This window comes from Kitasatospora sp. NBC_01302, assembly GCF_035976515.1.
Lineage (GTDB): Bacteria > Actinomycetota > Actinomycetes > Streptomycetales > Streptomycetaceae > Kitasatospora.
The window spans coordinates 45,448-67,750 of the sequence record NZ_CP108405.1 but is presented as its reverse complement, the minus strand read 5'-3'; the positions used below and the strand labels follow the sequence as shown (position 1 = coordinate 67,750).

General features: G+C 71.8%; 24 protein-coding genes. 13 read left to right on the top strand and 11 right to left on the bottom strand.

The window, feature by feature from the left end; genetic code table 11:
* Positions 1-64: 64 nt before the first annotated feature.
* The 5 genes from OG294_RS39935 to OG294_RS39915 form a co-directional block, all read right to left on the bottom strand.
* A complete protein-coding gene (locus OG294_RS39935; protein ID WP_327071889.1) occupies positions 65-355 on the bottom strand; it encodes a WhiB family transcriptional regulator in 291 nt (96 codons plus the stop codon).
* Positions 356-384: 29 nt separating this feature from the next.
* Complete coding sequence (locus OG294_RS39930) at positions 385-840, bottom strand: hypothetical protein (RefSeq protein WP_327071888.1); 456 nt, start codon at positions 838-840, stop codon at positions 385-387.
* A 94-nt stretch (positions 841-934) separates the two neighbouring features.
* Positions 935-1,429, bottom strand: a complete 495-nt coding sequence (locus tag OG294_RS39925; RefSeq protein WP_327071887.1) for an ATP-binding protein — start codon at positions 1,427-1,429, stop codon at positions 935-937.
* A gap of 264 nt (positions 1,430-1,693) precedes the next feature.
* A complete protein-coding gene (locus OG294_RS39920) occupies positions 1,694-1,921 on the bottom strand; it encodes a hypothetical protein (RefSeq protein ID WP_327071886.1) in 228 nt (75 codons plus the stop codon).
* Between the two features lie 109 nt (positions 1,922-2,030).
* Positions 2,031-2,594, bottom strand: coding sequence for a hypothetical protein (locus tag OG294_RS39915; protein ID WP_327071885.1), 564 nt, complete (start codon positions 2,592-2,594; stop codon positions 2,031-2,033).
* Between the two features lie 384 nt (positions 2,595-2,978).
* Here OG294_RS39915 and OG294_RS39910 point away from each other — a divergent pair, with 384 nt between their 5' ends.
* From OG294_RS39910 to OG294_RS39855, 12 genes are all read left to right on the top strand, one after another.
* Complete coding sequence (locus tag OG294_RS39910; protein WP_327071884.1) at positions 2,979-3,725, top strand: GntR family transcriptional regulator; 747 nt, start codon at positions 2,979-2,981, stop codon at positions 3,723-3,725.
* A 206-nt stretch (positions 3,726-3,931) separates the two neighbouring features.
* Complete coding sequence (locus OG294_RS39905) at positions 3,932-4,945, top strand: AAA family ATPase (protein WP_442789397.1); 1,014 nt, start codon at positions 3,932-3,934, stop codon at positions 4,943-4,945.
* Positions 4,942-6,153 (top strand): HAD family hydrolase, encoded by a 1,212-nt coding sequence (locus OG294_RS39900; protein ID WP_327071882.1) that lies wholly within the window; start codon positions 4,942-4,944, stop codon positions 6,151-6,153. The genes OG294_RS39905 and OG294_RS39900 overlap by 4 nt, the downstream gene beginning before the upstream one ends.
* Positions 6,150-7,001: an NAD(P)-dependent oxidoreductase gene (locus OG294_RS39895; RefSeq protein ID WP_327071881.1), complete on the top strand. Its 852-nt coding sequence runs from the start codon at positions 6,150-6,152 to the stop codon at positions 6,999-7,001. Before OG294_RS39900 ends, OG294_RS39895 begins: the two co-directional genes overlap by 4 nt.
* 1,134 nt (positions 7,002-8,135) lie before the next feature.
* Positions 8,136-9,800 (top strand): hypothetical protein, encoded by a 1,665-nt coding sequence (locus tag OG294_RS39890; protein ID WP_327071880.1) that lies wholly within the window; start codon positions 8,136-8,138, stop codon positions 9,798-9,800.
* The gene (locus OG294_RS39885) at positions 9,797-10,618 is read left to right on the top strand and encodes a DUF721 domain-containing protein (protein ID WP_327071879.1); all 822 of its coding nucleotides are present in this window, start codon (positions 9,797-9,799) and stop codon (positions 10,616-10,618) included. The genes OG294_RS39890 and OG294_RS39885 overlap by 4 nt, the downstream gene beginning before the upstream one ends.
* A 122-nt stretch (positions 10,619-10,740) precedes the next feature.
* Positions 10,741-12,168: a replicative DNA helicase gene (gene dnaB / locus OG294_RS39880; RefSeq protein WP_442789396.1), complete on the top strand. Its 1,428-nt coding sequence runs from the start codon at positions 10,741-10,743 to the stop codon at positions 12,166-12,168.
* A gap of 63 nt (positions 12,169-12,231) precedes the next feature.
* Positions 12,232-12,549, top strand: a complete 318-nt coding sequence (locus OG294_RS39875; protein ID WP_327071877.1) for a hypothetical protein — start codon at positions 12,232-12,234, stop codon at positions 12,547-12,549.
* Positions 12,546-12,833, top strand: a complete 288-nt coding sequence (locus OG294_RS39870; protein WP_327071876.1) for a hypothetical protein — start codon at positions 12,546-12,548, stop codon at positions 12,831-12,833. Before OG294_RS39875 ends, OG294_RS39870 begins: the two co-directional genes overlap by 4 nt.
* A 1,291-nt stretch (positions 12,834-14,124) precedes the next feature.
* Positions 14,125-14,781 carry a hypothetical protein gene (locus OG294_RS39865; RefSeq protein WP_327071875.1) on the top strand — a complete coding sequence of 219 codons (657 nt, stop codon included), beginning with the start codon at positions 14,125-14,127 and terminating at the stop codon, positions 14,779-14,781.
* A gap of 61 nt (positions 14,782-14,842) precedes the next feature.
* The gene (locus OG294_RS39860; RefSeq protein ID WP_327071874.1) at positions 14,843-15,247 is read left to right on the top strand and encodes a helix-turn-helix domain-containing protein; all 405 of its coding nucleotides are present in this window, start codon (positions 14,843-14,845) and stop codon (positions 15,245-15,247) included.
* A 308-nt stretch (positions 15,248-15,555) separates the two neighbouring features.
* Positions 15,556-15,774, top strand: a complete 219-nt coding sequence (locus OG294_RS39855; RefSeq protein WP_327071873.1) for a hypothetical protein — start codon at positions 15,556-15,558, stop codon at positions 15,772-15,774.
* A gap of 60 nt (positions 15,775-15,834) precedes the next feature.
* Here OG294_RS39855 and OG294_RS39850 read toward each other — a convergent pair whose 3' ends face one another.
* From OG294_RS39850 to OG294_RS39835, 4 genes are all read right to left on the bottom strand, one after another.
* Positions 15,835-16,038 carry a hypothetical protein gene (locus OG294_RS39850; RefSeq protein WP_327071872.1) on the bottom strand — a complete coding sequence of 68 codons (204 nt, stop codon included), beginning with the start codon at positions 16,036-16,038 and terminating at the stop codon, positions 15,835-15,837.
* Between the two features lie 78 nt (positions 16,039-16,116).
* The gene (locus OG294_RS39845) at positions 16,117-16,392 is read right to left on the bottom strand and encodes a hypothetical protein (protein ID WP_327071871.1); all 276 of its coding nucleotides are present in this window, start codon (positions 16,390-16,392) and stop codon (positions 16,117-16,119) included.
* Complete coding sequence (locus tag OG294_RS39840) at positions 16,385-16,684, bottom strand: hypothetical protein (RefSeq protein WP_327071870.1); 300 nt, start codon at positions 16,682-16,684, stop codon at positions 16,385-16,387. Before OG294_RS39840 ends, OG294_RS39845 begins: the two co-directional genes overlap by 8 nt.
* A 135-nt stretch (positions 16,685-16,819) precedes the next feature.
* Complete coding sequence (locus OG294_RS39835) at positions 16,820-19,486, bottom strand: ATP/GTP-binding protein (RefSeq protein WP_327071869.1); 2,667 nt, start codon at positions 19,484-19,486, stop codon at positions 16,820-16,822.
* 216 nt (positions 19,487-19,702) lie between these two features.
* Between OG294_RS39835 and OG294_RS39830 the strand changes: the two genes are divergently transcribed.
* Entirely contained in the window at positions 19,703-20,002 is a 300-nt protein-coding gene (locus OG294_RS39830; RefSeq protein WP_327071868.1) for a hypothetical protein, read from the top strand.
* On the opposite strand, the gene OG294_RS39825 is transcribed toward OG294_RS39830, so the two are convergent.
* Positions 19,966-21,801 carry a zeta toxin family protein gene (locus OG294_RS39825; RefSeq protein WP_327071867.1) on the bottom strand — a complete coding sequence of 612 codons (1,836 nt, stop codon included), beginning with the start codon at positions 21,799-21,801 and terminating at the stop codon, positions 19,966-19,968. The two genes, OG294_RS39830 and OG294_RS39825, sit on opposite strands and share 37 nt — an antisense overlap.
* On the bottom strand, positions 21,794-22,219 hold the full coding sequence (locus OG294_RS39820; RefSeq protein WP_327071866.1) for a hypothetical protein: 426 nt from the start codon (positions 22,217-22,219) through the stop codon (positions 21,794-21,796). Before OG294_RS39820 ends, OG294_RS39825 begins: the two co-directional genes overlap by 8 nt.
* Between the last annotated feature and the right edge of the window lie 84 nt (positions 22,220-22,303).

The window sequence follows — 22,303 nt, the reverse complement described above, 5'->3', positions numbered from 1 at the left end:
GTCGAACACCCCCGCAGCCGGCGATCCCGGCGCGGGGGCGAACGACAGCAACCGCTGCGGTCGATCAGGAGGTGCGGGCACGGTTGCGGGCGGCGCGGCGCTTCATCGCCCGCCGCTCGTCCTCCGACATCCCGCCCCAGACGCCGGCGTCCTCACCGTTCGTCAGCGCCCAGGTCAGGCACTGCTCCGTGACCGGGCAGCGGCGGCGGCAGACGGCCTTGGCCTCCTCGATCTGCAGCAGAGCCGGGCCGGTGTTGCCGATCGGGAAGAACAGCTCGGGGTCCTCCTCGGCGCACACAGCGCGCATCCGCCAGTCGTCCTCAGCGGCCGTGGAGAGCGTGATCGTGGTGCTCATCTGCTGACTCCTTCTGCGTCGTGGTGCGGTCAAACGAGCTGGGCGGCGTGGGCCAGGCGCTGGAGCGCGGCGGTCGTGGCCGGGTGGGCGATCTCGTCCAGGACGTGCCGCCAGGCCGGGCTGTCCGCCTCGCGCCGCGCCCACGGGTCCGGGTCGTGGGCCAGCTGCCAGGCCGCCCACGCCTGGGCGAAGTTCTCGTCCTCGGGCTGCGCGATGACGACATCGCGCTCGTGGTCCCAGGCGGCGCAGTGCCGGCGGATCCGGTCCTCGCCGACGGTGCGCACGGTGATCTGCCAGGTCGGCCAGCCCTCGCGCGGGCCAGGCTCGATCGCCAGGACCTCGTAGGGGATGTCGGTGATGTAGGCGGAGCGGTAGATGCCGCCGACGCGGCGCGGGCCGATCTGGCGGGCGACCCACCGCTTGTAGCGGGCGGCCTCGTAGTACGCGCGGCGGGCAGGGGAAGAGATGCGGTTGCGGTGCTTCACGGATTGCCTCCGAGCTGGAGATGTTCGCGGGCGCCGCTGCGCCCCGGACCGTGTCAGGCCCGGGCGCAGCGGCGCGGAGAGAGGGGACGCTTCGTCAGCTGGCCGCGGGGATGCGAGCGCGGATGCACTTGCCGATCGCGGAGGCCTTGACGGTCCAGCCGGGGGCGAGGACGTCGAGGATGAGCAGGCCGCGGCCGGACTCCGCCTCGTCGCTGTCGATGCCGGTGTCGGTGCGGCGGGGGCCGGCGCCGGCGAGCGGGTCGTGGACGGTGACGACCGCGTCGTGCTCGACGCGGTGGACCTCCACGACCAGCGGGGCGTGGGGCCCGCAGGCGCGCACCGCGTTGCCGATCAGCTCGGACAGGACCAGCTGCGCGGACTCGGCGGTCTCCAGGTCGACGCCGTGGGCGACCAGGACGGTCAGGACCAGGGCCCGCACGGTCTGCACGGTGTCCTGGTCGGCCGTCAAGTGGGCGGTGATCCCGCCGAGGCGGTGCACCAGGTACAGGCCGGGGCGCGGGGCGGGCAGGATCGGCTCCTGCGCGGTCAGATCGGGCGCGGTGCCGGTGCCGAAGACGGTGGTGGCCATCACCGGCCACCTCCCCGGGCCCTGCGCAGCTCCTCGTCCATGTCGGGGTCGCTGTCGCCGGGCGCGGTGTTCAGCAGCGCGGGACGTGCGATGATGTTGTGCAGCACGATCGTTGCCTCCAGTTCAGGCGACGTGGACGGCCCCGGGAGAGCGAATCCCGGGGCCGTCGCTGTTGGCGGGGCTCGGTCCTGCCGTCCCCCCGCCGTCGCCGCACCGGGTTCCGGGGCGGCGGCGACGGGCAGCGTCGCAGGAGAGATGCGCGGATCAGGCGTGGACGGGGGCCGGGGCGCCGGAGGCGTAGAGCATCGGCCGGCGGAACACCCAGCGCGGTCCGGACCGCAGCGGGCTGCGGGCAGCGACCAGCCGGTCCTCGGCGGGCGTGCGGCGTTCGTCGGTGCGGGGCTGCTCGGCGCCGGCGTTCTTCTTCACCTTCGGGGTGCTGATCTCGATGAGCTGCTCAAGCAGGGCGCGGGGAACGATGGCGTAGCGCACGGGGATCTCCTGGGATGCGAAGCGGCGGCCCGGAGAGTCCCGGGCCGCCGCGGTTGGCTGGTGAGGGTGATTCAGTTCTGGAACCGGGCCGGGGGCCCGGGGGCGGGGGTCAGACGACGCGGCCCGAGGGGAGCTTGTGCCGCTTGGCCGGCGTCTCCTCCGGCAGGGTCAGCCCGAAGATCGGGCCGCGCGCGCCCTTCAACGGCTTGGACCGCTGGGTGTCGGCTTCTTTCACCGACCGGAGCACGTCGGCCCACTGCTGGGTGCGCTCCGCGCCGGTCGGCGCCGGGGCCGCCGGTCGGGGCTGCGCGATCTGGAGGACCGCGGCGGGCTGTGGAGCCTTGACCTTGCGCAAGACCTTGGTCGGTCGGCGGGAAGCGACCTCGGTGAGGCCGTCCTCGATCCGCGCCGCCCACTGAGCGGGCTTGAGGTCGACCTCGATGCGCTGACCGCTGCCAGGGCACCGAGTGTCGCGCTTGATCAGGTTGCCCTCGTCGTCGCGCAGACTGCGGCCGAGGTCGGTGGAGCGGTGCGCCGGGATCATCGACCGGGTGAGCTGACGCCAGGTGCGGCAGTCGCCGCAGACCACGGTGACAGGCTCGCCGAGGTAGAGCGTGATGTCGGACGGGCGGATCTTCGAGGCCTTCAGGACAGGCCGGCCGTTGTGACGCACTGGTTCTCCCTGGTCTTGGAGGCGTCGGGGGCGGTTGAGTTCTCCGTCCGCCACGGCCGGAGGGGGCCGTGGAGAGCGGGCAGCTCAATCGCTGCGGTAGGGACTGCCGTAGCCAGTGCTTAGGGGACCTCGTGGTTCGTCACCCCAACACTGGGTCCGGCAGATCGAGCTATGGAGTTCTCAAGGAACAGACATCGACGGCGGCTCGCTTACGGCCTAGCTCCTTCGTCGCGGACCGTGACCGGCCCGGTGCAATCGACGTTAGGGGCCCATCCCGGAAGTGTCAAGATGCTTTTGCTGTGTCGTGACGACCGTCAAGATGACGACTCTCGTCGCTTGACGCGATAGCCTGTAGCCAAGTAGCTGCTCGATAGGAGACTGAAGTTGAACGCCAGCACCATCGCGGCCGAGATCCGAGAAGGGATCTCCCTTGGGCGCTACCGCCACGGGACGCGCCTTCCCGCAGTTCGCAAGTTGGCTGAGGAACGCGGCGTAAGTCAGCAGACTGTCGCTGCGGCCTACGCCCAGTTGGCGGCCCTAGGTATGGTCCGCACCGAGCCCGGCAGCGGTACCGTCGTGACCGCTGGCCGAACCGCCGAAGCTCACCTCGGCACGTTCGGCCCCCCTGATCTGAGCGTCCCGATCTGGAAGCCGGCTACCGGTGGTGAGGCCAGCGAAGACACCACCCTTGTCCGTCAGCTGCCTGCACCACCCCACATGGCAGCGTGGGGGATCGCTGGCACTGATGTCGTGGAGCGCACGCGGGTCCGCTCGGTAGATGGCGTCCCGGTTCAGCACAAGCTGACCATCGTGCCGTACGAGCTGGCCTCTCGTCAGCCTGAGGGCCACGAAGGGGTCCCGCCCTTGCTGGCTCCAGTCGGAGCCGCCCGCATGTCTCCCCCGGACGGGGTCCGCTTCGCGGACTGGCTCGGCTGGAACGTACAGCGCACCGATACTGTGATCTCTGCCGAACCCATGGATCAGGCCGCGGCCGCAGCGCTCGGTGTGGCAGAGGGCACCCCCGGCTTCCGGATCCTGAGTATTGCTCGGGACCCACAGGAGGCCACGGTCTTCGTGACGGTCAACACCGCGCCTCTGCACCATCTGCTGACACTGAGCATCGCCGGCTGACTTCTTACACATCAAGCTCACGTCCGTCCTCCAACTCACGGCTGGCTGCGAGACCCATCACAGCGGCTGGGGACCTGACGAAGAATCACAACGACGTCATTAGCTCCATCAACACGTTCATACACACGTATTCACATCTGCGTACACATGGGTTTTGGCTGGTCAGCCCTAGGCTGCCGGGCATGGTGACACTGGAGGGCGGGGGCATGGCCAAGGGACGTACGGGGTGGCGGCCTGACCTGCTGCGCGCGCAGCGGGAAGCGCACGGGCTGACGTTGGAGAAGGCGGGGGAGCGGCTGCGCCAGGTCGCCGAGGAGGCGAAGCTCAAGGGCATCCCGGCCGCGAACCCGCAGACGTTGTGGCAGCACGAGCAGGGTGAGGTCTACCCCGGCCCGCACTACCGTCGGGCGTACTGCCTTCTCTACAGGGCGACGGATCCTGAGCTCGGGTTCCGGGCTGCTCTGCCGGGTGAGGAGACGAAGTTCCGTCTGACGCCGGCCAGCGACGATCACAACGGGACGCACGTGCTTGCTGTCGAGCGGGCGATCCACCGGATCGCCCCTGGCAACGACGAGGCCGACCACATGGGCGTGCAGCAGCGGATCCTGGACGCCTGGAAGCGCCGGCACACCGGTGGCGACCCGCACCGGCCGGTCGTTGTCCTGGTCGGCGGGTATGCCGGCAGTGGGAAGAGCGAGTTCGCCAAGTTCCTGACCCAGTTGACCGGCTGGCCGCTGCTGGACAAGGATCCGCTGACCCGGCCGCTGGTGGAACGACTGCTGGTGGCACTCGGCGGTGACCCGCATGACCGGCACACCGACCTGTACCGCGAGCAGGTGCGCAACATCGAGTACGACTGCCTGATGCAGGCGGCCTGGGCCAACATCAACTGCCGTATCAGCACCGTGCTGTCCGCGCCGTTCATCTCGGAGATGACCAACCCGGACTGGATGCAGCGGCTCACGAACCGGTGTGCCTCTCTCGGCGTCGATGTTGCACCGATCTGGGTTCGATGCGACCCGGAGTCGATGCGCGAGTACATCACGTTCCGCTCGGCTGCCCGGGACGCCTGGAAGCTGCAGCGCTGGGACGAGTACCTCCAGACCATCGACACCGACCTGCGGCCGGCTGTGCCGCACCTGGTGGTCGACAACCGTCTCGGCGCGGCAATCTCGCTCGCGGATCAGGCTCGGCAGGCAATCCGGGAGGTCTACGCGTGAGCGAGCAGCACGCCAAGCGCGGTGTTGGCGTGATCCTCTACGGGCCGCCCGCCTCCGGGAAGGACACCGTCACTCGCGCGCTCGTCGCACTCGATCCGGCCTTCGCCCTGTTCGCCCGAGTCAAGGTCGGCCCTGGCCGTTCGACCGGCTACCGAATGGGCAGCCCGGAATTGTTGGCCAGACTGCGCGCTGCCGACGCGGTGGTCTATGAGAACAGCCGGTATGACGCCGTCTACGTGACCGACCGGCCCGGCCTCCACCAGGCATTCGCGGCCGGCACGCCGGTGATGCACCTCGGCCAGGTTGAGGGGGTACGGGCGGTGCTCGACGGCTACCCGGCGGCCTGGCTGACCGTGCTGCTGTGGTGTCCGCGGGAAGCGACTGCGGCTCGGTCGGTTGGCCGGGGTGACGCGGACACTCCGGCACGGCTGGCCGCATGGGACGCAACCCATGCCGACCTCGAGGCCAACCCAGACTTCACGTTCGATCTGACGATCCGTACCGACACTGTCTCGCCCGAGCGGGCAGCCGACCAGATCCGCCAAGCGCTCGCCCAACGCGGCAGTTCGCTGATCCTGACGGACTTCGACGACACTCTGATCGACCGCCATGCCGCGGTGGCCGCCTGGGTGGCCGGGTACTGCGCGGAGTACACGCTCGGGGCGGTGGCCGAGGAGCGGATGCTGGATGCGATGCGCGTCCGAACCGACCCGGCCACGTTCGAGCGCCTGGCCGCGGACCTAGGACTGCCGGACTCCGCCGAGGCCCTCTGGGCCCGGTACGAGCCGGAACTCGCCGCGTCGGTCAAGCCGTTCCCCGGGACGGTGGAGGCGCTGGCCTCGGCCCGGGAAGCCGGTCACCAGGTCGTCGTCGTCACCAACGGCGGCACCGAGATCCAGCGCGCCAAGCTGCAGACCTCTGGCATCGCCGAGGTGGTCGACGCCGTGTGCATCTCCGAGGAAATCGGCGCCCGGAAGCCGAGCCGGCTCATCTTCGAGGCCGCGGCCGCCAGCGTGGCCCGGGACCTCTCCGAGGGCGGATGGATGATCGGCGACAACGCGGAGCTGGACGTAGTCGGCGGCCGCGAGGCCGGGCTGCGCACCGTATGGATCTCCCACGGCCGCCCCTGGCCGGGCGGTCCCGAACCGGACTACAGCGCCTCTAACATCCTGGACGCGCTGGAGCACGTGCTCGGCGGTGCCCAATGATGGCTCGGCGGTCGGTACTCGGCGTGCTCCACCCGGGCAGTATGGGCGCGGCCGTCGCAGCCTGCGCCGCGTCGGCTGGCGCAGAGGTGCTCTGGTGTCCGGCCGGACGCAGCGCGGCAACGGTGCGGCGCGCCGAGCAGGCCGGGCTGCAGCCGGTGGCCGAGCTGCGTGAGCTGCTGGAGCGGGCTGAGGTGGTGCTGAGCCTGTGCCCGCCTGCCGCTGCCGAGGACGTGGCCCGCGAGGTCGCCAGCTACGGGTTCGCAGGCGTGTTCGTCGAGGGCAACGCGATCAGCCCTGCGAGGGCAGAGCGGATCGGCAGGCTGGTGGGCCGCAGCGCTTCGGCGGTGGTCGACGGCGCGGTGATCGGGTCGCCGCCGATCAAGGCGAAGCGCACGCGACTGTTTCTGTCCGGCCCGCCGGCTGCTACCGAGCTGGTCTCGGAGCTGTTCGCCGGCACGTCGGTCTCGACACCGCTCATGGGTGAGGCGATCGGTCAGGCGTCAGCGCTGAAGGTCTCTTACACCACCTACCAGAAGGCCGACCGGGTGCTCGCCGCGCTCTCGTACGGCCTGGCGCAGCATCACGGTGTTGACGAGGCGCTGCTGGAGGTGGCCAGCAAGCGGCAAGGCAGCTACCTGGCCGAGCCCGACTACATCGCCAAGACCGCGGCCCGGGCGTGGAGGTGGGCGCCGGAGCTGGAGGAGGCTGCCGACACCCTGCGGGCGGCGGGGCTGCCGGACGAGGTGCTGCGCGCGGTGGCCAACACGCTCCAGCATTGGGCGGATGCGAAGGACGACGGTGAGCTCTCGCTTGAGGGCGCCCTCAGGATGCTGCGGGAGTCCACATGAGCGACGGCCTGCCGGGCCGTCAGGCCGTCGGAGCGTCAGATCGACACGGTGAGGCCGCCGCTACTCCGCGAATTGTCCACAGGGGTAGGGTGGCATCGTCAGTGATCCAAAACGAACTTCGCCGTCCGGACCCGAGGGTCCGGACGGCGTTCAAGTGGATCGGCGCCCCCTGCCAGGGGCCCGTCCCGGTCAGCCACGTAGGAGGTGGTGACGTGATGCAGGGTACCCGCAGTGGCACCCCCTCATACGCGCGGCACCCCGCCGTGGAGTCGACCGGGAAGTCCCGGGTCTCGCTCCGGCGGGGTGCCGTCGTCGTGTATGTGGCCGGCCACGGCGGCCCCCGAGGCGGGGGTGTTCCGTGACCTAGCCCTCGTCTGCGGTGCTCGACCTTCCTAGGGGTCTAGCTCCGCTGGCCGCTCACCGGACTTTCCACCCGGATCAACGCGGCCACCTGCTCCACCTCGCTCTCGGGCTTCCAAACCGTCGAGCGGGGCTCGCTGGAGATCGGCTTCCAACCGACCACCGGCTGCACTACCTGGTTCGCACCACAACCGGCCCCTTTCCAAGGGCCACTCGCAGTACCCGGCTCCCTTGCCAGGAGCCGTTCGCGGTCGGGGCCCTTGCCGGGGCCTCGGCTGCACCGCACCGACACCCACGACCCGCACGAGACGAGAAGAAGGGAGGCAGTTCGGCACCCCCCGGAGGGGGTCTTTCCAACACCCACGAGGGGTGCTTTTCACGAACACCCCCGAGGGGGCGCCGCTGCGTCCCCATGTAGCTGTAGGGAGCAACGCCATTTTGCAGCAGGTCAGGAGCCCGTTCCAGTCCCGCCGTGTCCCCGTGGCGGCGAGTGGTGTCCCCGGTTTGAGCTCGGAGGATGCCGGGAGGGAGGGGGGAGATCTCTCCTCCCCCCGTGCTGCCATGGGATTCGTTGAGGGACCGGTTGGCGGACCGGTTGTCGAATACGCCACGCACTCGGCCGCCAATGTGACGCACATCACTCGTTCGGGTGAGGCTCTGGGTGTCACACGGTCAGGTCCGAACCGGGCGGTTCTGGCCGCTCCGGCCGTTCCCGGCCAGCGGGTCAGCGGGTCAACGGAGCCCCCGGCTCCCGCGCGTCCCGAAGCCGACGCTGTGGAGGACGCGTTCGGTACCCGCTTCCCGGTCGCCTGGCTCGCCCGGTTCACCGGGGACCAGATCCGTGCCGTGACCGTGGTGGGCGACTACTGCCGGAGCAAGGCCGGGTACTGCTGGGCGTCGAACGCGACGATCGCGGGCGGGCTGGGCCTGCACGAGAAGACGGTGGCCTCGCTGCTGCGCGAGGTGGAGGGCGTCCTGGTGGAGTGCGAGCACCGTCAGGGCGGCACGATCGCCCGCCGGGTCGAGCAGGCCGGCCGGGACGTGCGCGCGGTGTGGATCTCGGCGGTCGCCCGGAACCTGCTGGCCGGCACCAGGTTCAAGGTCTACTGCGCGCTGGCCTACCGGGAGCACCTGGAGACAACGACCTCGGCGAAGCAGCTCGCCGCGCTCTGCGGGCTGCGGACCGAGACCGCCCGCGTGGTCGCAGCGCAGCTGGTGGCGGAGGGCTGGGTCAGCCGGGAGGGAGAGCGCGGCGGGGCGTACCGGTACACCGTGCACGCGGCGCCGCTGGTCGGCGTGGTGACGCAGGAGGCGCTGTTCGCGCAGCCCCAGCAGGCCCGTCCACTGGCGGAGCCGGCCGACCACGAGGTGGTCGAGGAGGTGTCCGTCTGCCCGGGTCAGCTCGACCTGTTCTCCCTGGTGGAGTCGGTGGAGACCCCCCTCGTTTCGGCTCCATCCTCCCCCCTCGATCTGGCTCCACCCTCCCCCCTCGTTTCGGCTCCACAATCAAGCTCTCTTGATCAAGCTCTTGTGAACAAGCCTCTGCGCGCCGTTGGTGGTTGCGGTTCCGGCGAAGCCGCAACGTCCGTACCGGGCGACACGCGCGTACGCGAGGCCGAGGCCGCCCCGGCGGTCGAGCCGGTACCCGCCGTCGCCGAGCAGACCGACGTCGTGGCTGGCCTGGTTGCGGCTTCGCCGGAACCGCCGAAGACCCCCAGCGCGACCACGACCAACCCCACGAACGGGACCTCGGCCCTACCGCCGATGACGGTCAGCGCCGAGGTCCACCAGGTGCTGCGCCTGGTGCCGGACCTGGTGGACCGGATGAACCGCTGGCAGCAGCGGGAGGCGGCCCGGGCGATCGGCCAGGCGATCCGCGAGGTCGGCGGCCACGTCGAGCGCGTCGCCCAGCGCTTGGAGCGCCGGTACGTCCTGGAGCGCGACGAGATCCGTGACCCGTACGCCTGGCTCGCCGTCCCCGGACGCAACCGCGGCCTGGTCCGGCGCGGCTGCCACCTGCCCACCTGCGAGTCCGGCACGGACGTGGAGCGCGGCGGCGAGTGCCAGACCTGCGCGTACCACGTCGAAGGCGCCCAGCACCGGCACGCGATCCGCCGCCGGGCCGAGCGGGAGCAGGCCACGGCCCACACCACGCTGGCGCCCACGCCGACGGGCACCCTCGACCTCGTCGACCAGGCCGAGGAGCAGCTCCCGGTCTACTGCGACCGGCACGTGCGGACCGTGCTGCCGTGCGGTCTGTGCGCGCCGTTGCTGGACCAGCCCGCCCTGCCCAAGGTTCCCCGGGCGATCGGCGGCGCCGAACTGCCCCCCATCACCGTCCCGGCCTGGATGGCCGAGGAGCACTCCGAGGGCATCAGCCTGCGTGAGCAGCTGGCCGCCCGCCGCCGTGAGCGCGAACTCGTCGGGAGCCGCTGGTGACCACGTCCACCGGGGCCGACCTCGCCCGAACGGCTCTGCGCGCCGCCCGCCAGGCTGCCCGCACCAGCGGCAACGCCCCCGCCCAGCGCACCACCCGGCAGACCACGGCCGCACCGCGGCGAGGCCCGCGCGAACCCGAGCCGATCGCGGACGTGTTCCTCGCCCTGGTCGCTGCCCACGGCTGGACCCTCGGCACCGCCGGCGGAGGCCTGCGCGACCGCTGGCCCTCGATCGTCGGCGCCGAGGCGGCCGCCCACTGGCACCTCGCCGGCTACGACCCGACCACCCGCCGCCTGCGCGTGGTCGCCGACTCCCCGGCCTGGGCCGCCCAGCTGCGCTTGCACCTGCGCCGCATCCTCACCGACCTCGACCAGCTGCGCCCCGGCACCGTCCGGGCCATCGACGTCCGCGTCGGCCCCGCCCCCGCGGTGCAGCACGACCAGGACCCCGACGACCGGCCCGCCCGCCGCGACGACCGGCCCGCCGCGCAGCCGGCCCGGCTCCCGCTTGCCGGCCACACCGCCTACCAGGACCTGCGCTGCCGGATGCGCGAGGACGCCGCCGCCCGCCAGGCCGCACTTGATGAGGCCGCCGCCGGCCGGGAGGCGATCCTGCGCGAGCACTACAACCGGCTGCGGGAACCCGAGGACGCCCACCGGCCCGCGATTGAGGACGCCCCGGCCGCCGACACCAACGAGCACGCCCGCCAGCAGCGCGAACGCCACCGAGCCGCCCTCGCCGTCGCCCGCGCCACCCGGGCCGGGGCGATCCCGCTGCGCATTGCCCGCCCGGCCTCGCCGCAGGCCGGAGCGGCGTGAGCCGCGGCTGGCCTCGCTCGTTCGGGGAAAGCCGGGACAACCGCGCGGCGGTGCGACAAGGTGGCCGCGACAACCCGTTCGCCGGCCCCGGCCTGGGCCGCAGCAGATCAGCAGCGAGGTGGATGCGCGTGAGCGAGCAGGACCCGGACGGCGCTGGCCCGGCCTTCGAGGTGCCCCACGACCTGCGTGCCGAGCAGCTGCTCCTGGGTACGACGATGCGCTCCAAGGACGCGGTCGCCGACGTCGTCGAGATCCTGCGCCCTGCCAGCTTCTACCGGGTAGCCCACGAGTTCATCTATAACGCGGTGCTGGAGCTCTACGCGGCCGGGGAGTCCACCGACCCGATCAAGGTCGCCGGGAAGCTGACCGAGCAGGGCCTGCTGGCGAGGGCCGGCGGCCGGGACTACCTGCACAAGCTCGTCAACATGGTCCGCAGCACCGCCGAAGCCGAGACCCTGGCCACGCTGGTGGAGGACAAGGCGCTGCGCCGTCGGCTGATCGAGACGGCAACGCGCATCGACCGCCTCGCCTACGCCGACACCCCCACTACCGACCTGGTCGACGCGATCCAGGCCGAGGTGCACGCGGTGACCGCCGGCCACAGTCCGAGCTGGGTCGGGGCGCGCCCGATGGCCGACGTCATGGAAGGCGTCCTCGACGAGGTCGAGGGCATCGGCTCGTACATCGGCGCCCCGGCCGGCGTGCCCACCGGCCTCTCGGACCTGGACGCGCTGACCAACGGACTGCACCCCGGGCAGCTGATCGTCCTGGGCAGCCGGCCCGCCCACGGCAAGAGCACCCTCGCGCTCACCATCCTGCGGGCCTGTTCCTTCCGAACCGGCCTGCCCGCCGTGATCTACAGCCTCGAGATGGGCCGCAACGAGATCGGCATGCGCCTGCTCTCCGCCGAGAGCCGCGTCCCGCTGCACCACATGCGCTCGGGCAACATGACCGACCGGGACTGGACCCGCGCCGCCACCCGCATGCCCGAGGTCTCCTCCGCCCCGCTGTTCATCGACGACGCGCCGAACCTCACCCTCGCCGAGATCCGCTCCAAGAGCCGGCGCCTCAAGGCCCAGCACGGCATCAAGCTCATCGTCGTCGACTACGTCCAGCTCCTCGACCACGGCCGGCACAAGTACGGCAGCCGATACGAGGACGTCAACGAGGTCAGCCGCCGCCTCAAGCTCCTCGCCAAGGAACTGCAGGTCCCCGTCATCGCCCTCTCCCAGCTCAACCGCGCGCCCGAGCAGCGCGCCGACAAACGCCCCCATATCTACGACCTGCGCGACTCCGGCACCCTCGAGGACGACGCGGACCTGGTCGTCCTCCTCCACCGCGACGACGCCTACGTGCCCGACAACCGGCCCGGCGAAGCCGACCTCATCGTCGCCAAGCACCGCAACGGCCCCACCGCCATCATCACCGTCGCCTTCCACCCCACGATTTCGGCCTTCACCGACCCGGGCGACCACGGCTTCGTCCCCCACCAGGCCGACGAAGAAGACGTCCGGCCTGCGGACGAGACCAGCGCCGACACCACCCCGTAGCCGCACCCGCTACCGTCAACCATGCGGCCACCAACGGCGGCCGCCACCACGAAGGAGGCCCAGGTGACCATCCAGCCCGACCACCAGGACGCGGCCGCGCCCCGGCCAGCCACCCTCCACGAGCTGCGCACCGCCCTGTCCCGCTACGGCCTGCCCGGCGACCGCGACCTGTTCGAGCGGGACCTGGCCGCCGCCCTCGACTCCTCCCCGATCGGCGACCTGGCCGCCGTTGCCGAGGTCATCGCCACCTACCGCCACCGCCTGACCCTGCGCACAACCACCGAGGCCATGGCCTCCCTCGCCGCGCCGATCGGCGGCAAGCAGTGGACCCCGGCCGCCGACGTCTTCGCCCGGCTCCGCGCCGCCGGCGGCGACCGGTGACCGACCAGCCCGAGCCGCTGCACGTCTTCCTCTCCGCCGCCGCCGAGCAGGCCCTTGCCACGCTGCGCCCCGGCGAGCTGGATGCGGTCGAGAAGCTCATCGAGCGCTTGGCGGTCTTCCCGCGGCTCGGCATCCCGGTGCCCGGCGGCACCGACCCCGAGGTCGACGACTACACCGCCCGCACCGACCCGGCCGCCGACTCCGGCGACCGCATCAGCGTCGTTTACAGATTTCACCCCGGCATGTCCGCGATCTTCGTGACCTGGGTGATCGCCGGGCCCTGACCCCGCATCAGCACTACCCCGGAGATGGCCGGGCCCCTCACGCTCGTCGACGTGAAGGGCCCGGCCATCAGCGTATGCCCGCAACCTTCCGCCCCTCGTCGGCCGGGACCCGCCCGGTAGCTCAGGCCCTGATGAGCTTCACGTACATGTGAGGTGACCCTGGGATCACGTCACATGTACGTGAAGGCGGGGTTCGCCACCCAGTGGGGGATGGACTCATGGTCCATCTTGGGGGACACCACGATCCCGGAAATGGACCATGAGTCCATCCCGCCCCTTCGATCTTCCCCACCCCCCCAGCGCGCGCCACCTGCCCTGCCGGCCAGACCGGGAACGGGCGGCAACTGAGCGATCGTTGCGGACCACAGCCGCGGGGGTGGCTGGGCGCGGCGTGCTCCGCCCCCGCACCCGTGGCCAGCGCCCGGCGGCGCTGGACCCGCCATCCTGCCGCCTGCCCTGCGCCGCCGGATCCGCCGTCAGGGCCGTGGCCGGCCCCGCCGTCGGCCCGTCACCGCACCGGCCGGACCGTGGACGGTCCGGCACTGGGCAGTTGCCATCGAGGAGGCGGGCCGGTGTCCGTACTGGGCGGGGCCGCCTGCCGGTCCGGCCTGCACCGAGTTACCGGGGCCTGCCTGCCCACCGAGCCGGTGCCGACGTCACCACCCACCTGGCGAACACCTTGCTGCCCACCTGCACGACCCTGGAGTGCTCGCGGGAACCTCCGGCGGCCCGCACCCGACCGTCAGGGCGCGGGGCCAGGAGCGGCAGGGCCCGGGCGCCAGCCACCGGAACTCGTAGGCATGGAAAGGGCCGTCAAGGCCCGGGTCCGGCGGCAGCCGGACTTCCATGACTGGCGCAGTGACCCCGGCCCAGACCTTCCAGCAGGCCGGCCTCGGAGCCCGGCCCGGGCGGCGGCAGCGGCACAGGCAGTCGGCCCGCCGGAGGCCCCCAGTCGCCAGCGGCAGGCGCAGTGCGGGGGCGCTCGGCACCTCGTGTTGCGCGCGTTACGACGGTGGGTTCCTGTCACTGATGAGAAGCAGATCCGCTAAAATGGCCTCTGACCTGCACTTATCCAGCAAGGAACGTTTCAGAGATCTGTAACACGAGGGATCGCTGGTGTTAGGCGTCTCTGAAACAAACCTTCCCCGCCCGACCCGGCTCCGACCCCCGTGCGGCATCAGTCACCCGGTAGCACCGACTTGACCGTGTCGTTCTGGAAATCTGAAACAGCGTGGTTAAGCCTGTGCTACCGTCTTGATCGTTCCGTTCATGATCAGAGATGGGTGCCGCGATGACCGACCGCCTGCTCCCCGCCAAGGGTCAGCGTGTGATCACCGAGCTCGACCGCAAGGGCAACGTGATCGTCCGCGTGCAGACGGTCAAGTCCCGCGAGTTCGAGTCCGGTTACGACTCGCTCGGCGACCCGGTCCTCGGCTACGTCACCGACGCGCGGATCATGCTGGAGGTCCTCGGCAGCCTGCGCGCCCCGGGCGGCTGGTTCCAGACCTGGTGCAAGGTGCTCTCCCTCCAGCGGATGGGCTCCGGCACCCCGAAGCGCCCCAACACCCCCGGCTACGTCCGCACCACCCAGCGCGACCTCCAGTCCCGCACCGGCCTGTCGCCCGCCACGGTCTCCGAGGCGATGCAGTACTTCTCCTCCCTGCCCTGGATCCGCCCGGCCGGGCGGGGCCTGCTCCAGCTGAACCCCTTCCTGACGGTCGCCATCGGTTCGGGGGATCATGAGAGGGTGCAGCAGGAGTGGCTGGACGCCGTCGGCGACACCTTCCTGCTGCCGGGCCCCGACCACCCGGCGCAGTGGCGCGAGATCCGCGCCGCCGCCAAGGACGAGGCGAAGAAGGCAAAGCAGGCCGCGGTGGGGGGGAACGTAGTGCCGATCAAGCGCGCGTCCGGCCGGACGGCTCAGCCCAAGCGCTCCGCCGCCGTCTGAGGCCCAGTCCGCACGCGGGCGGCCGGCCACGGCAGCCCCGAGATCAGGAAGGACCAGCACCATGGCGTACATCGCCCCGCTTCCGTCGGCGCCGGCGGTCATCAACCGGGAAGTGTTCGAGGTGCTCTCCCTGGTCGACCTGACCGCCAGCGCCCACCGGCTGCTGAACCTGTTCCTCGCCCGGTTCGATCCCGAGTTCGGCACCGTGAACCTGAGCCAGCGGGACATGGGCAAGCTGCTCGCCCTGTCCCACCCGTCGGTGAACAACGCCGTCGGGGCCCTGGAGCGTACGAAGCTCGCCTGGCCGATCGACGACGCGCTCTACCAGCTCCACCCCGTCTTCACCGGAGGCAAGATGGCGGACCGCCTGGCGGTCGTCCCGGAGATCGTCGTGTCCGATCCCGAGTCGCTGCGCGAGGCCCGGCGCCAGCGCTACAGCCGGCAGACGGAGAGCCTGCCCGCCTGACCGGTAGCACAGGATTAACCGCAACGTTCTGCGTCTCTGAAACGTTCTGCACCCACACCGCCCGGCGTCGGGCGCAGCCCACACTGAGGCCCGCTTCGGCGGGCCTCAGTGCTGTTCCACCAGGTCAGAACAACAGACCATCAGGGCCGGCCCGCCCCGAGACGACAGTGAGTGGTAGCAGGGGCTTAACCGCTCTGTTCTGGAGATCTGAAACACCGGCCCAACCTTCCTGGGGCCAGGGCCGGACCACTATCAGCAGTGATAGTGCTTTGGCCCTGCTCCGCCAGCTCGGCTGCGAGACTGGGATCATGACCGCTGACCGCCGCAGCCTTGGGCTGCCCGCATTCTCCGAGCCCGTCGCCGACGCACTGGTGCCTGCCCAGTCCGGTGGGCGCCGACTCCTGCCGATCGAGCAGGGCGCGGATTTCCGCCAGCCGCCCGGTGATGACGCCCCGGTTCCCCGGCCTGCCCGCCGTGCCCTGGGCGCCGGCGGTCTGACGTTCTCCGATCCGGACCGGCAGATCTGACCCGTGCGAGCAGTGGGCCCCGCAGTGCGTACGGGCGATAGCCCGGGCGGGGCTCCGGTGTCAGATGGTGGTGCCGCGGATGCTGGAGACCTCGGCCAGGTAGCCGGTGAGGGGCCGGTCGTCCAGGTCGACGGCCCAGAAGACGCGGCCGAAGAGACTCTCCTCGATCCGCAGTGTGCCCGGGTGGACATCCGTCCAGCCAGTCCTCAGCAGCAGTGCCAGTGCCCCGTCAGCGGAGCCGCCCCACAGGCCGTGGTCATCCATGGCCGGCAGCATTCCAGCAGGCACTGACAGGCCGTCATCTCGACCCGGTCCGCGCAGCCGCCGGGCCCTACCCGCGTGTCAGAGCGGGATGACCCGGGTCAGTCGCACGACGTGGTTGCCGGCGTCGATGACGTACTCGACCAGGCCGCGTCCGTGGGGGATCGGGAGCCTGCGCCAGTCGCCGGCGCTGTCGCGGGCGGTGCTCGCCTCGAGCCAGGGGTCCTCGGCGATCGCGACGGTCAGCGCGACGATCGCCGAGAACAGGTCGACGGACAGGTTCGGGTCGGACAGGACGTCCTGGACGGCCTCGGATGGCTCGACCGGCCACAGGTCGTCCGGCTCTTCCTCACTCACCCGGCAGGTCTTCGCCCCGCTCGCGGCGCAGCCGCACGACGTCGGCCATGGTGGTGGTGGGCAGGGTGCCGGCGCGGGCGGCGGCGATGATGCGGTCCTGCTCGGGGTCGGCGTCCATCTCCGCCTCGCACCACCAGCGGTTCAGTACCTGTTCGGCCCGGTCGATGTCGGCCTGGCCGAGCTCGCGGTAGAACTCCATCCGGCGGGCCCCGCTGAGTGCGGCGGCGATGCCGTCCGGGGTCCGCGGGACACGCGGCTGCGGCGGGTGGTGGTGTACGGCGTGGACGCTCATGTGGCTCCTCCTGCTCTCACCGACCACCGTATCGGCTGCGGCCCGCCGCGCGGTCAGCGGTCGCCTTGATCGTGTGCCCCCGACCGTGGAGCGGTCCACTGCCGGGAATCGTGGCCCGGGACCGGCGTCGCCGGTCTACGGCGCGCCGCGCAGCAGGTCCTGCCGGGTGGTGACCAGGGTGCGCCACCGGGCTCGGACGCTGTCCTCGCGGTCGAGCCAGCGCACTCCGGAGAGGAATTCCGGTGGCAGGTCGGCCATGAAACGGGCGATGTCCACGTAGTAGGCGTAGTCGCTGTTCTGGGTGAGCTGGTCCAGCCGCACGGCGGCGGCCGTCAGTTCGTCGTCGGCGCCGAGGACGGCGTAGTGGAAGCAGACGGCGAGGCCCAGGAACGGTTTGACGGAGCGCAGCCCGGCGCTGTGGATGTCGGTGTGCAGAGCGGCGGCGCGGTCCTCGACCCCGGTGTCGGTGGTGCCGGCGTCGCGGATCAGGGCCGCGATGCGGACCGTGAGAGTGGTGGCGCGCAGGTCGAGGTCGGCGAGGAACTGCTCGGCGAGGGCGATCTCGTCGCCGGCCCGGTGGGGGTCGGCGAACGCGCAGACGAGGGCGAGCTGGGCCTGGCAGGTGGCGCGCTCCCCGGCCGCCGCGTGCTGCTCGGCCTCGGCTCGGGCGGCCTCGTACGCGGCGGCGGCCTGGTCCATCTCCGCCTGGGGCCACCACAGGTCACCCAGCACCCGCTGGTGACGGCCCTCCCAGCCCAGGGACTGGGCGGTGGCCAGCGCGGTGGGGAAGTCCCCGGCCAGGCGGGCCAGGTGTGCGAGGCCGCGGCGGGCGGCCGGGGCGAGGCGGGTGGTGCCGGCGGCGACCTGGGCCATGCCCTGGCGGGAGTCGGCGCTGCGGCCGAGGTCGCGCTGGGCCTTGGCCTGGTAGTAGAGGGCGAGGTCGGTGAGGTCCTCGGGCAGCAGGCGGCTGTCGAGGACGGCGCCCAGGCGCTCGACGGTGCGTTCGCGGTGCTCGTGTTGGCGGCGGGTGAGCGTGCTGAGGGTCTCGACCAGGGCCTCGGCGGGGGTGCGCGGCGAGTCCGGGACCGGCTGCTCGCCGGTGGGCGGGGCGAGCGGTTCCCAGATCGAGTCACCGACGTAGGCCCAGGCAGCGTCGGTCAGCCAGCCGAGTTCCAGGCGGTGGTCGCGGGCCAGGGCCAGGCCCTGGCGAAGGCAGCCGACGAGCAGCTGGCGTCCTGCCGTCGGGTTGTTGGTCCACTGCTCGCCGAGCGCGGCGTGGGCCCGCTGGGCGGCGCGGTGCCAGTCCTGGGGTGACCAGCGGTCGTCGGTGCGGTCGTCCGCGCCGCGGATGGTGGAGCGTACGACCTCGTGGAGGTGGAAGGGCCACAGCGCGAACTCGTCCTCGCGGACCATCGGCCGTTCGACCAGGCGCAGCGCGGGCGCCTCATGCGTCAGGCCGGCCGCCCGGGTCGCCAGGTCCACATCCCAGGCGTCCAGCAGGGTCACGGCCCGCAGGACGTGCCGCTCGTCCGCACTGAGGTCCTGGAGGGTACGGGCGACCAGCACGGGGAAGTCGACGTCGAAGTCGCCTGGCTCGGGCTGGCGGCCGGAGCGGCGGATCTCCAGGAAGCGCAACACCGACAGGTCCAAGAACAGCGGCAAGCCGTGAGAGCGGGCGGTGATGACGCCTCGGACCTCAGCGCCGATGAGCGGGCGGCCGTCCTGGGTCAAACGTCGGACCAGATAGTCGTCGCAGTCCTGGTCGGAGAAGTCGCCGATCAGGATCTGCCGACCCGCGTGTCCAGCGGCCGGGCCAGGCACGGGGCGGGCGTGCGGGACCTGGTGGCCGGTCAGGCCGGGCCAGGCGGAGGGCCCGGCGAAGTCGAGCTGGCCACTCAGGGCGGGGTCGGCCCACTGCAGGCGGTTGCGGCCGGTGATGACGAACATCGTGTTCGGCATCATCCACACCAGGCGCTGGATGAGGCGTTCTAGGTCGCGGTTGGTGCGGTCGCCGACGTCCTCGAAGGTGTCCAGCAGGATCACCGGCACGGTGCGGTGCTTGGCGGGCAGGCGGGACAGCTCCCAGGCGAGCAGGTGCGGGTAGTAGCTGAGCGAGTCGAGGTCGGCGTCGACCTCCAGCAGGTCCGCCAGGCGGGTGCAGCCGGCCAGGGAGCGGGCCTTCTGGTGGCGCTGGCGCAGTTCGTGGGCCAGCGTGGTGGTCAGCCGGCCGACCGCGGAGCCGACCCAGCCGGGCAGGGCCAGCTGCTGGGCGACCTCGCCGATCGCGGACTGGACCTGGCCGGGCAGCATCTTGCCGAACCGGCCGGCCAAGCCGGTGCGCTGCAGGTACTCCTCCAGGGGCTCGCCCGGGTGAACGGTGTTCCAGTACCGCGTGAGTGCGATGTCGAAGGCCGGCATGGGCTTGCCGAGGCGCTGGGCGAGGGCGAGGCGGATGGTCAGCACGACGCGCTCGAAGTCGATGCCCGTGGTGCGGGCCAGGTCGATGCGCACCGGCAGGATCCGGGTGCCCGGCCAGGTCTGCTCACCCCACTGGGCGGGCCGCTGCTCGCCGTCGGTCAGGGCGGCCTCCAGGCGCCGGGACAACGTGGTCTTCCCGACGCCGCCCACGCCGAAGTAGGTGATCACGTTGTTCCGGCCGGACTCCAGGTCCTGGACGTCGAAGCCGCTCTCACCGATGCGCCGCAGGTGCTCGTCCAGGGCGGCGGTCAGGACCGCCCACTGGTGCTGGCGGTTGGTGAACGCCTCGTCCGCGGTCAGCGACCGGTCGTTGGTACCGAACACGGCTCGCAGATCCCGACCAGCCACCACAACCCCCAAAGATCAACTGACCTGCCATCAACCCTAGGCCCCGACCGGGTCCGTCGGCGGCGCCTTGCCGAAAAGGCCAGGTCACCGGCCCGGCGTTGGCGCCGGACTTCGGCGAGGCCGCCGCGGGGCAGCGGGGCCGGGGCGCGGAGAATGAGCGCAATGCCCGCCCCGACCCCAAGGTGGTTCCCCATGCACGATCCCGCGAAGGCGGCGGATGCCGCCGACGGCCCCGCTGCCTCCGACGGCCCCTCAGGCATCAGCTTCGAGAGCGCGCACGACGTCCTGCAGCAGGTCCTCGCCCTCTACAACGAGCAGATCCATGCCGAGCGCCGGCGGCCTGCACCCGACACGCAGCGCCTGGGGCAGCTGCTGGCCGAGCGGAAGGCCGCCCGGGCGGAGCAGCTGGGCCTGGCGGATGCGGACGAGCGGGAGCTCGCCCGGATCCAGACCTTCTACGACGCCAGGCTCAGCGAGCTGACCGGCCCGTAGAGCGGCGTGCGCCGGGCCGGAAGGGCCAGGACCGTGGTGCGGCCCAGGCGCCGGGGTTGCAGGTGAACTGGCAGCAGTGGCCACGCCTGGCGGGTGATGGCGTCGACTTCGGCGCGGTACTGCGGCAGCGCGGCGCGCAGCTCGCGCTGCAGGGCGAGGAACTGGACGGCTTCCTGCTCGGTGTAGGGCCGCAGACGTCCGGCGGCCAGGGTGCGGGCCGCTCCGATGGGCCCGATCCAGTGGCCGTCGGCGTCGAGCTCGTTGCGGAAGACGGCGGTGGCGCCCCGCCGGGCGACGGTGATGTGGTCCACCGCCGCCTCCTGCTCGGCCGCCCGGACGCAGTCCAGGACGGCGTCCGCGCACCGGTCGTGACCCGCCGTGGTGGTGAAGCGGGCCGGGAGGTGGCCGCGGTTGGCCTGGGCGTAGCGGATCGCGGTGCCCTGGCGGCTGTCGGTGGTGCGCACGTCCAGCACCATGAGCTCGACGCGGTGTGAGCGGCGCCAGCGAGCGGCGTCGGCCAGGAACTCCTGGGCGCTGCCGGGGGCGATCTCGATGACGGCGTCGCCGCCGCGGGCGCGGACGTACTCCTCGGCCTTCGCCTGCCATGCCTTGTAGTCCGCGCGGATGCGGGAGCTCGCGGTGCGCGGCTGCTCGCGCAGCAGCCGCGCGTAGTCCGGGTGGTTCGCCTTGAAGTGGTCGCCGGATATCCAGGTGGGCCTGCGCCGGCGCAGCGCGCGCAGCACCATCTGGGTGGCCCTGGTCTTGCCCGCCCCGGGCTGGCCCATGACGTACACGGTGACCGGCCGGGCGTGGGAGGTGATCTCGCCGAGGTCGTCCAGGATCAGGTTCTCCCAGATCCAGTCGTGCTCCTCGTGGGAGAGCCGGTGGTAGTCCACGCCCGGCGGCTCGCGGCGCGGCTGGGCGATACGGCGCACCGGCTCGGCCAGCGCCGCGGCCCGCTCGGCGTCGGCCTGCACCGCCAGGCGCAGGTGCTGCGGCACGGCGCCGGTGTGCAGGCGCACCTCGGCCCGCGCAGTGGTGGCCCTGAACGCTTGCGTCTCGACCGCGCTCCAGGGCCGGCCGTGCTCGGCGGTGACCGCGTGGGCAGCGCCTGGCGCTCGGAGCCACACCCCGTCGATGAGTTCGTTGCTGTAGAGGACCTCCCCGCCGCGCCGCACCACCGTGACCCGGTCCGCGAGGTGCTCGGCTTCGATGGTCGCCAGCGTCTGCGGCAGGGCGGCCGCGCAGCCGTCGAGGTTCTCCCAGGAGACGAAGCGCACCGTGCCGGTGGCCAGGGCCTGTTCGACGGACCGGTCCAGGACACCGAGCTGGGACCACGCGTGCGCCGTGGCCAGGGCCACCACCTCGATCCGGTGCCCGGAGCGCCGGTAGGCCCGCGCGTCAGCACGGAAGGCCAGAGGATCCGCCAGGGCCGACTCGACGACGGCGTCGAAGTGCTGCTCGCGGACGTGCTCCTCCACCTCGGCCTGCCAGCGCCGGGTGTCGGCGCGGACCATCACCCCGGCCGTGCGCACGTCGGCTGCCAGCAGGTCGGCGTAGTCGCGGTGTTCGCGCTTGTAGAGGTCGGCGCTGATGCGCACGGCGCCTCCGCGCCGCGCGAGCACCGCTTGCACGAGATCGGCGATCTCGGTCTTCCCGGCTCCTGGAGGGCCGGCCACGATGACGACCACCGGACGGACCTGCGTCGTGGCGTGCCGGGTCCAGGCGGGAAGGATGGCCTGTGTCAGGGCCCTGCGGCTCTCGGTGTCGGACAGCGCTGACGACGGGGCATCATTCACCGGTCGTCTCCGTGTGCGGCTGCGGTGTGCCGTCGCCCGCCACGCTGTCGGCGATCCTGCGGGCGTGGATGGCTGCCGCCTCCTGCCACCCACAGGCGCTGCACCGCCTCAGCTCGTAGTGGTAGTCGCCGGTCTGGGCGGCGAGGACCTCTTGGACCACCTCGAAGTTGGAGCGGTCCCGTACGCGTCCGCACGGGGCGTCGTAGGAGTGGTACACGGTGTGGTCCGGGCCCGGGGTCCTGCGGACCAGGCAGGGGATGGACTGGTCCGCGTCCGCCCAGAGCGCGAGCTCGCTGTCCACCGCGGCGAGCTGGGCGTCGCACTCCTCCTTCGCGGCGGCCACCTTGGCGTAGAAGGAAGCGTGGATCTTGGCACGGCGTCGATGTAGTTCGGCCAGCTCATCGTCGAAGGTGTTCACGGCAGCCCCGTAAGAAGTATTCAATAAGCCGAGTACTTCTTATCATCCCGGAGGGCACGGCGGCACACCTTGCCCCGCTCCGCA

Coding starts and splice junctions, on each gene's coding strand:
- OG294_RS39865 (WP_327071875.1), top strand. CDS start 14,125: ATGACCGACCGCCTGCTCCCCGCCAAGGGTCAGCGTGTGATCACCGAG.
- OG294_RS39905 (WP_442789397.1), top strand. CDS start 3,932: ATGGCCAAGGGACGTACGGGGTGGCGGCCTGACCTGCTGCGCGCGCAG.
- OG294_RS39830 (WP_327071868.1), top strand. CDS start 19,703: ATGCACGATCCCGCGAAGGCGGCGGATGCCGCCGACGGCCCCGCTGCC.
- OG294_RS39850 (WP_327071872.1), bottom strand. CDS start 16,038: ATGGATGACCACGGCCTGTGGGGCGGCTCCGCTGACGGGGCACTGGCA.
- OG294_RS39895 (WP_327071881.1), top strand. CDS start 6,150: ATGATGGCTCGGCGGTCGGTACTCGGCGTGCTCCACCCGGGCAGTATG.
- OG294_RS39840 (WP_327071870.1), bottom strand. CDS start 16,684: ATGAGCGTCCACGCCGTACACCACCACCCGCCGCAGCCGCGTGTCCCG.
- OG294_RS39925 (WP_327071887.1), bottom strand. CDS start 1,429: ATGGCCACCACCGTCTTCGGCACCGGCACCGCGCCCGATCTGACCGCG.
- dnaB (WP_442789396.1), top strand. CDS start 10,741: ATGCGCGTGAGCGAGCAGGACCCGGACGGCGCTGGCCCGGCCTTCGAG.
- OG294_RS39860 (WP_327071874.1), top strand. CDS start 14,843: ATGGCGTACATCGCCCCGCTTCCGTCGGCGCCGGCGGTCATCAACCGG.
- OG294_RS39935 (WP_327071889.1), bottom strand. CDS start 355: ATGAGCACCACGATCACGCTCTCCACGGCCGCTGAGGACGACTGGCGG.
- OG294_RS39855 (WP_327071873.1), top strand. CDS start 15,556: ATGACCGCTGACCGCCGCAGCCTTGGGCTGCCCGCATTCTCCGAGCCC.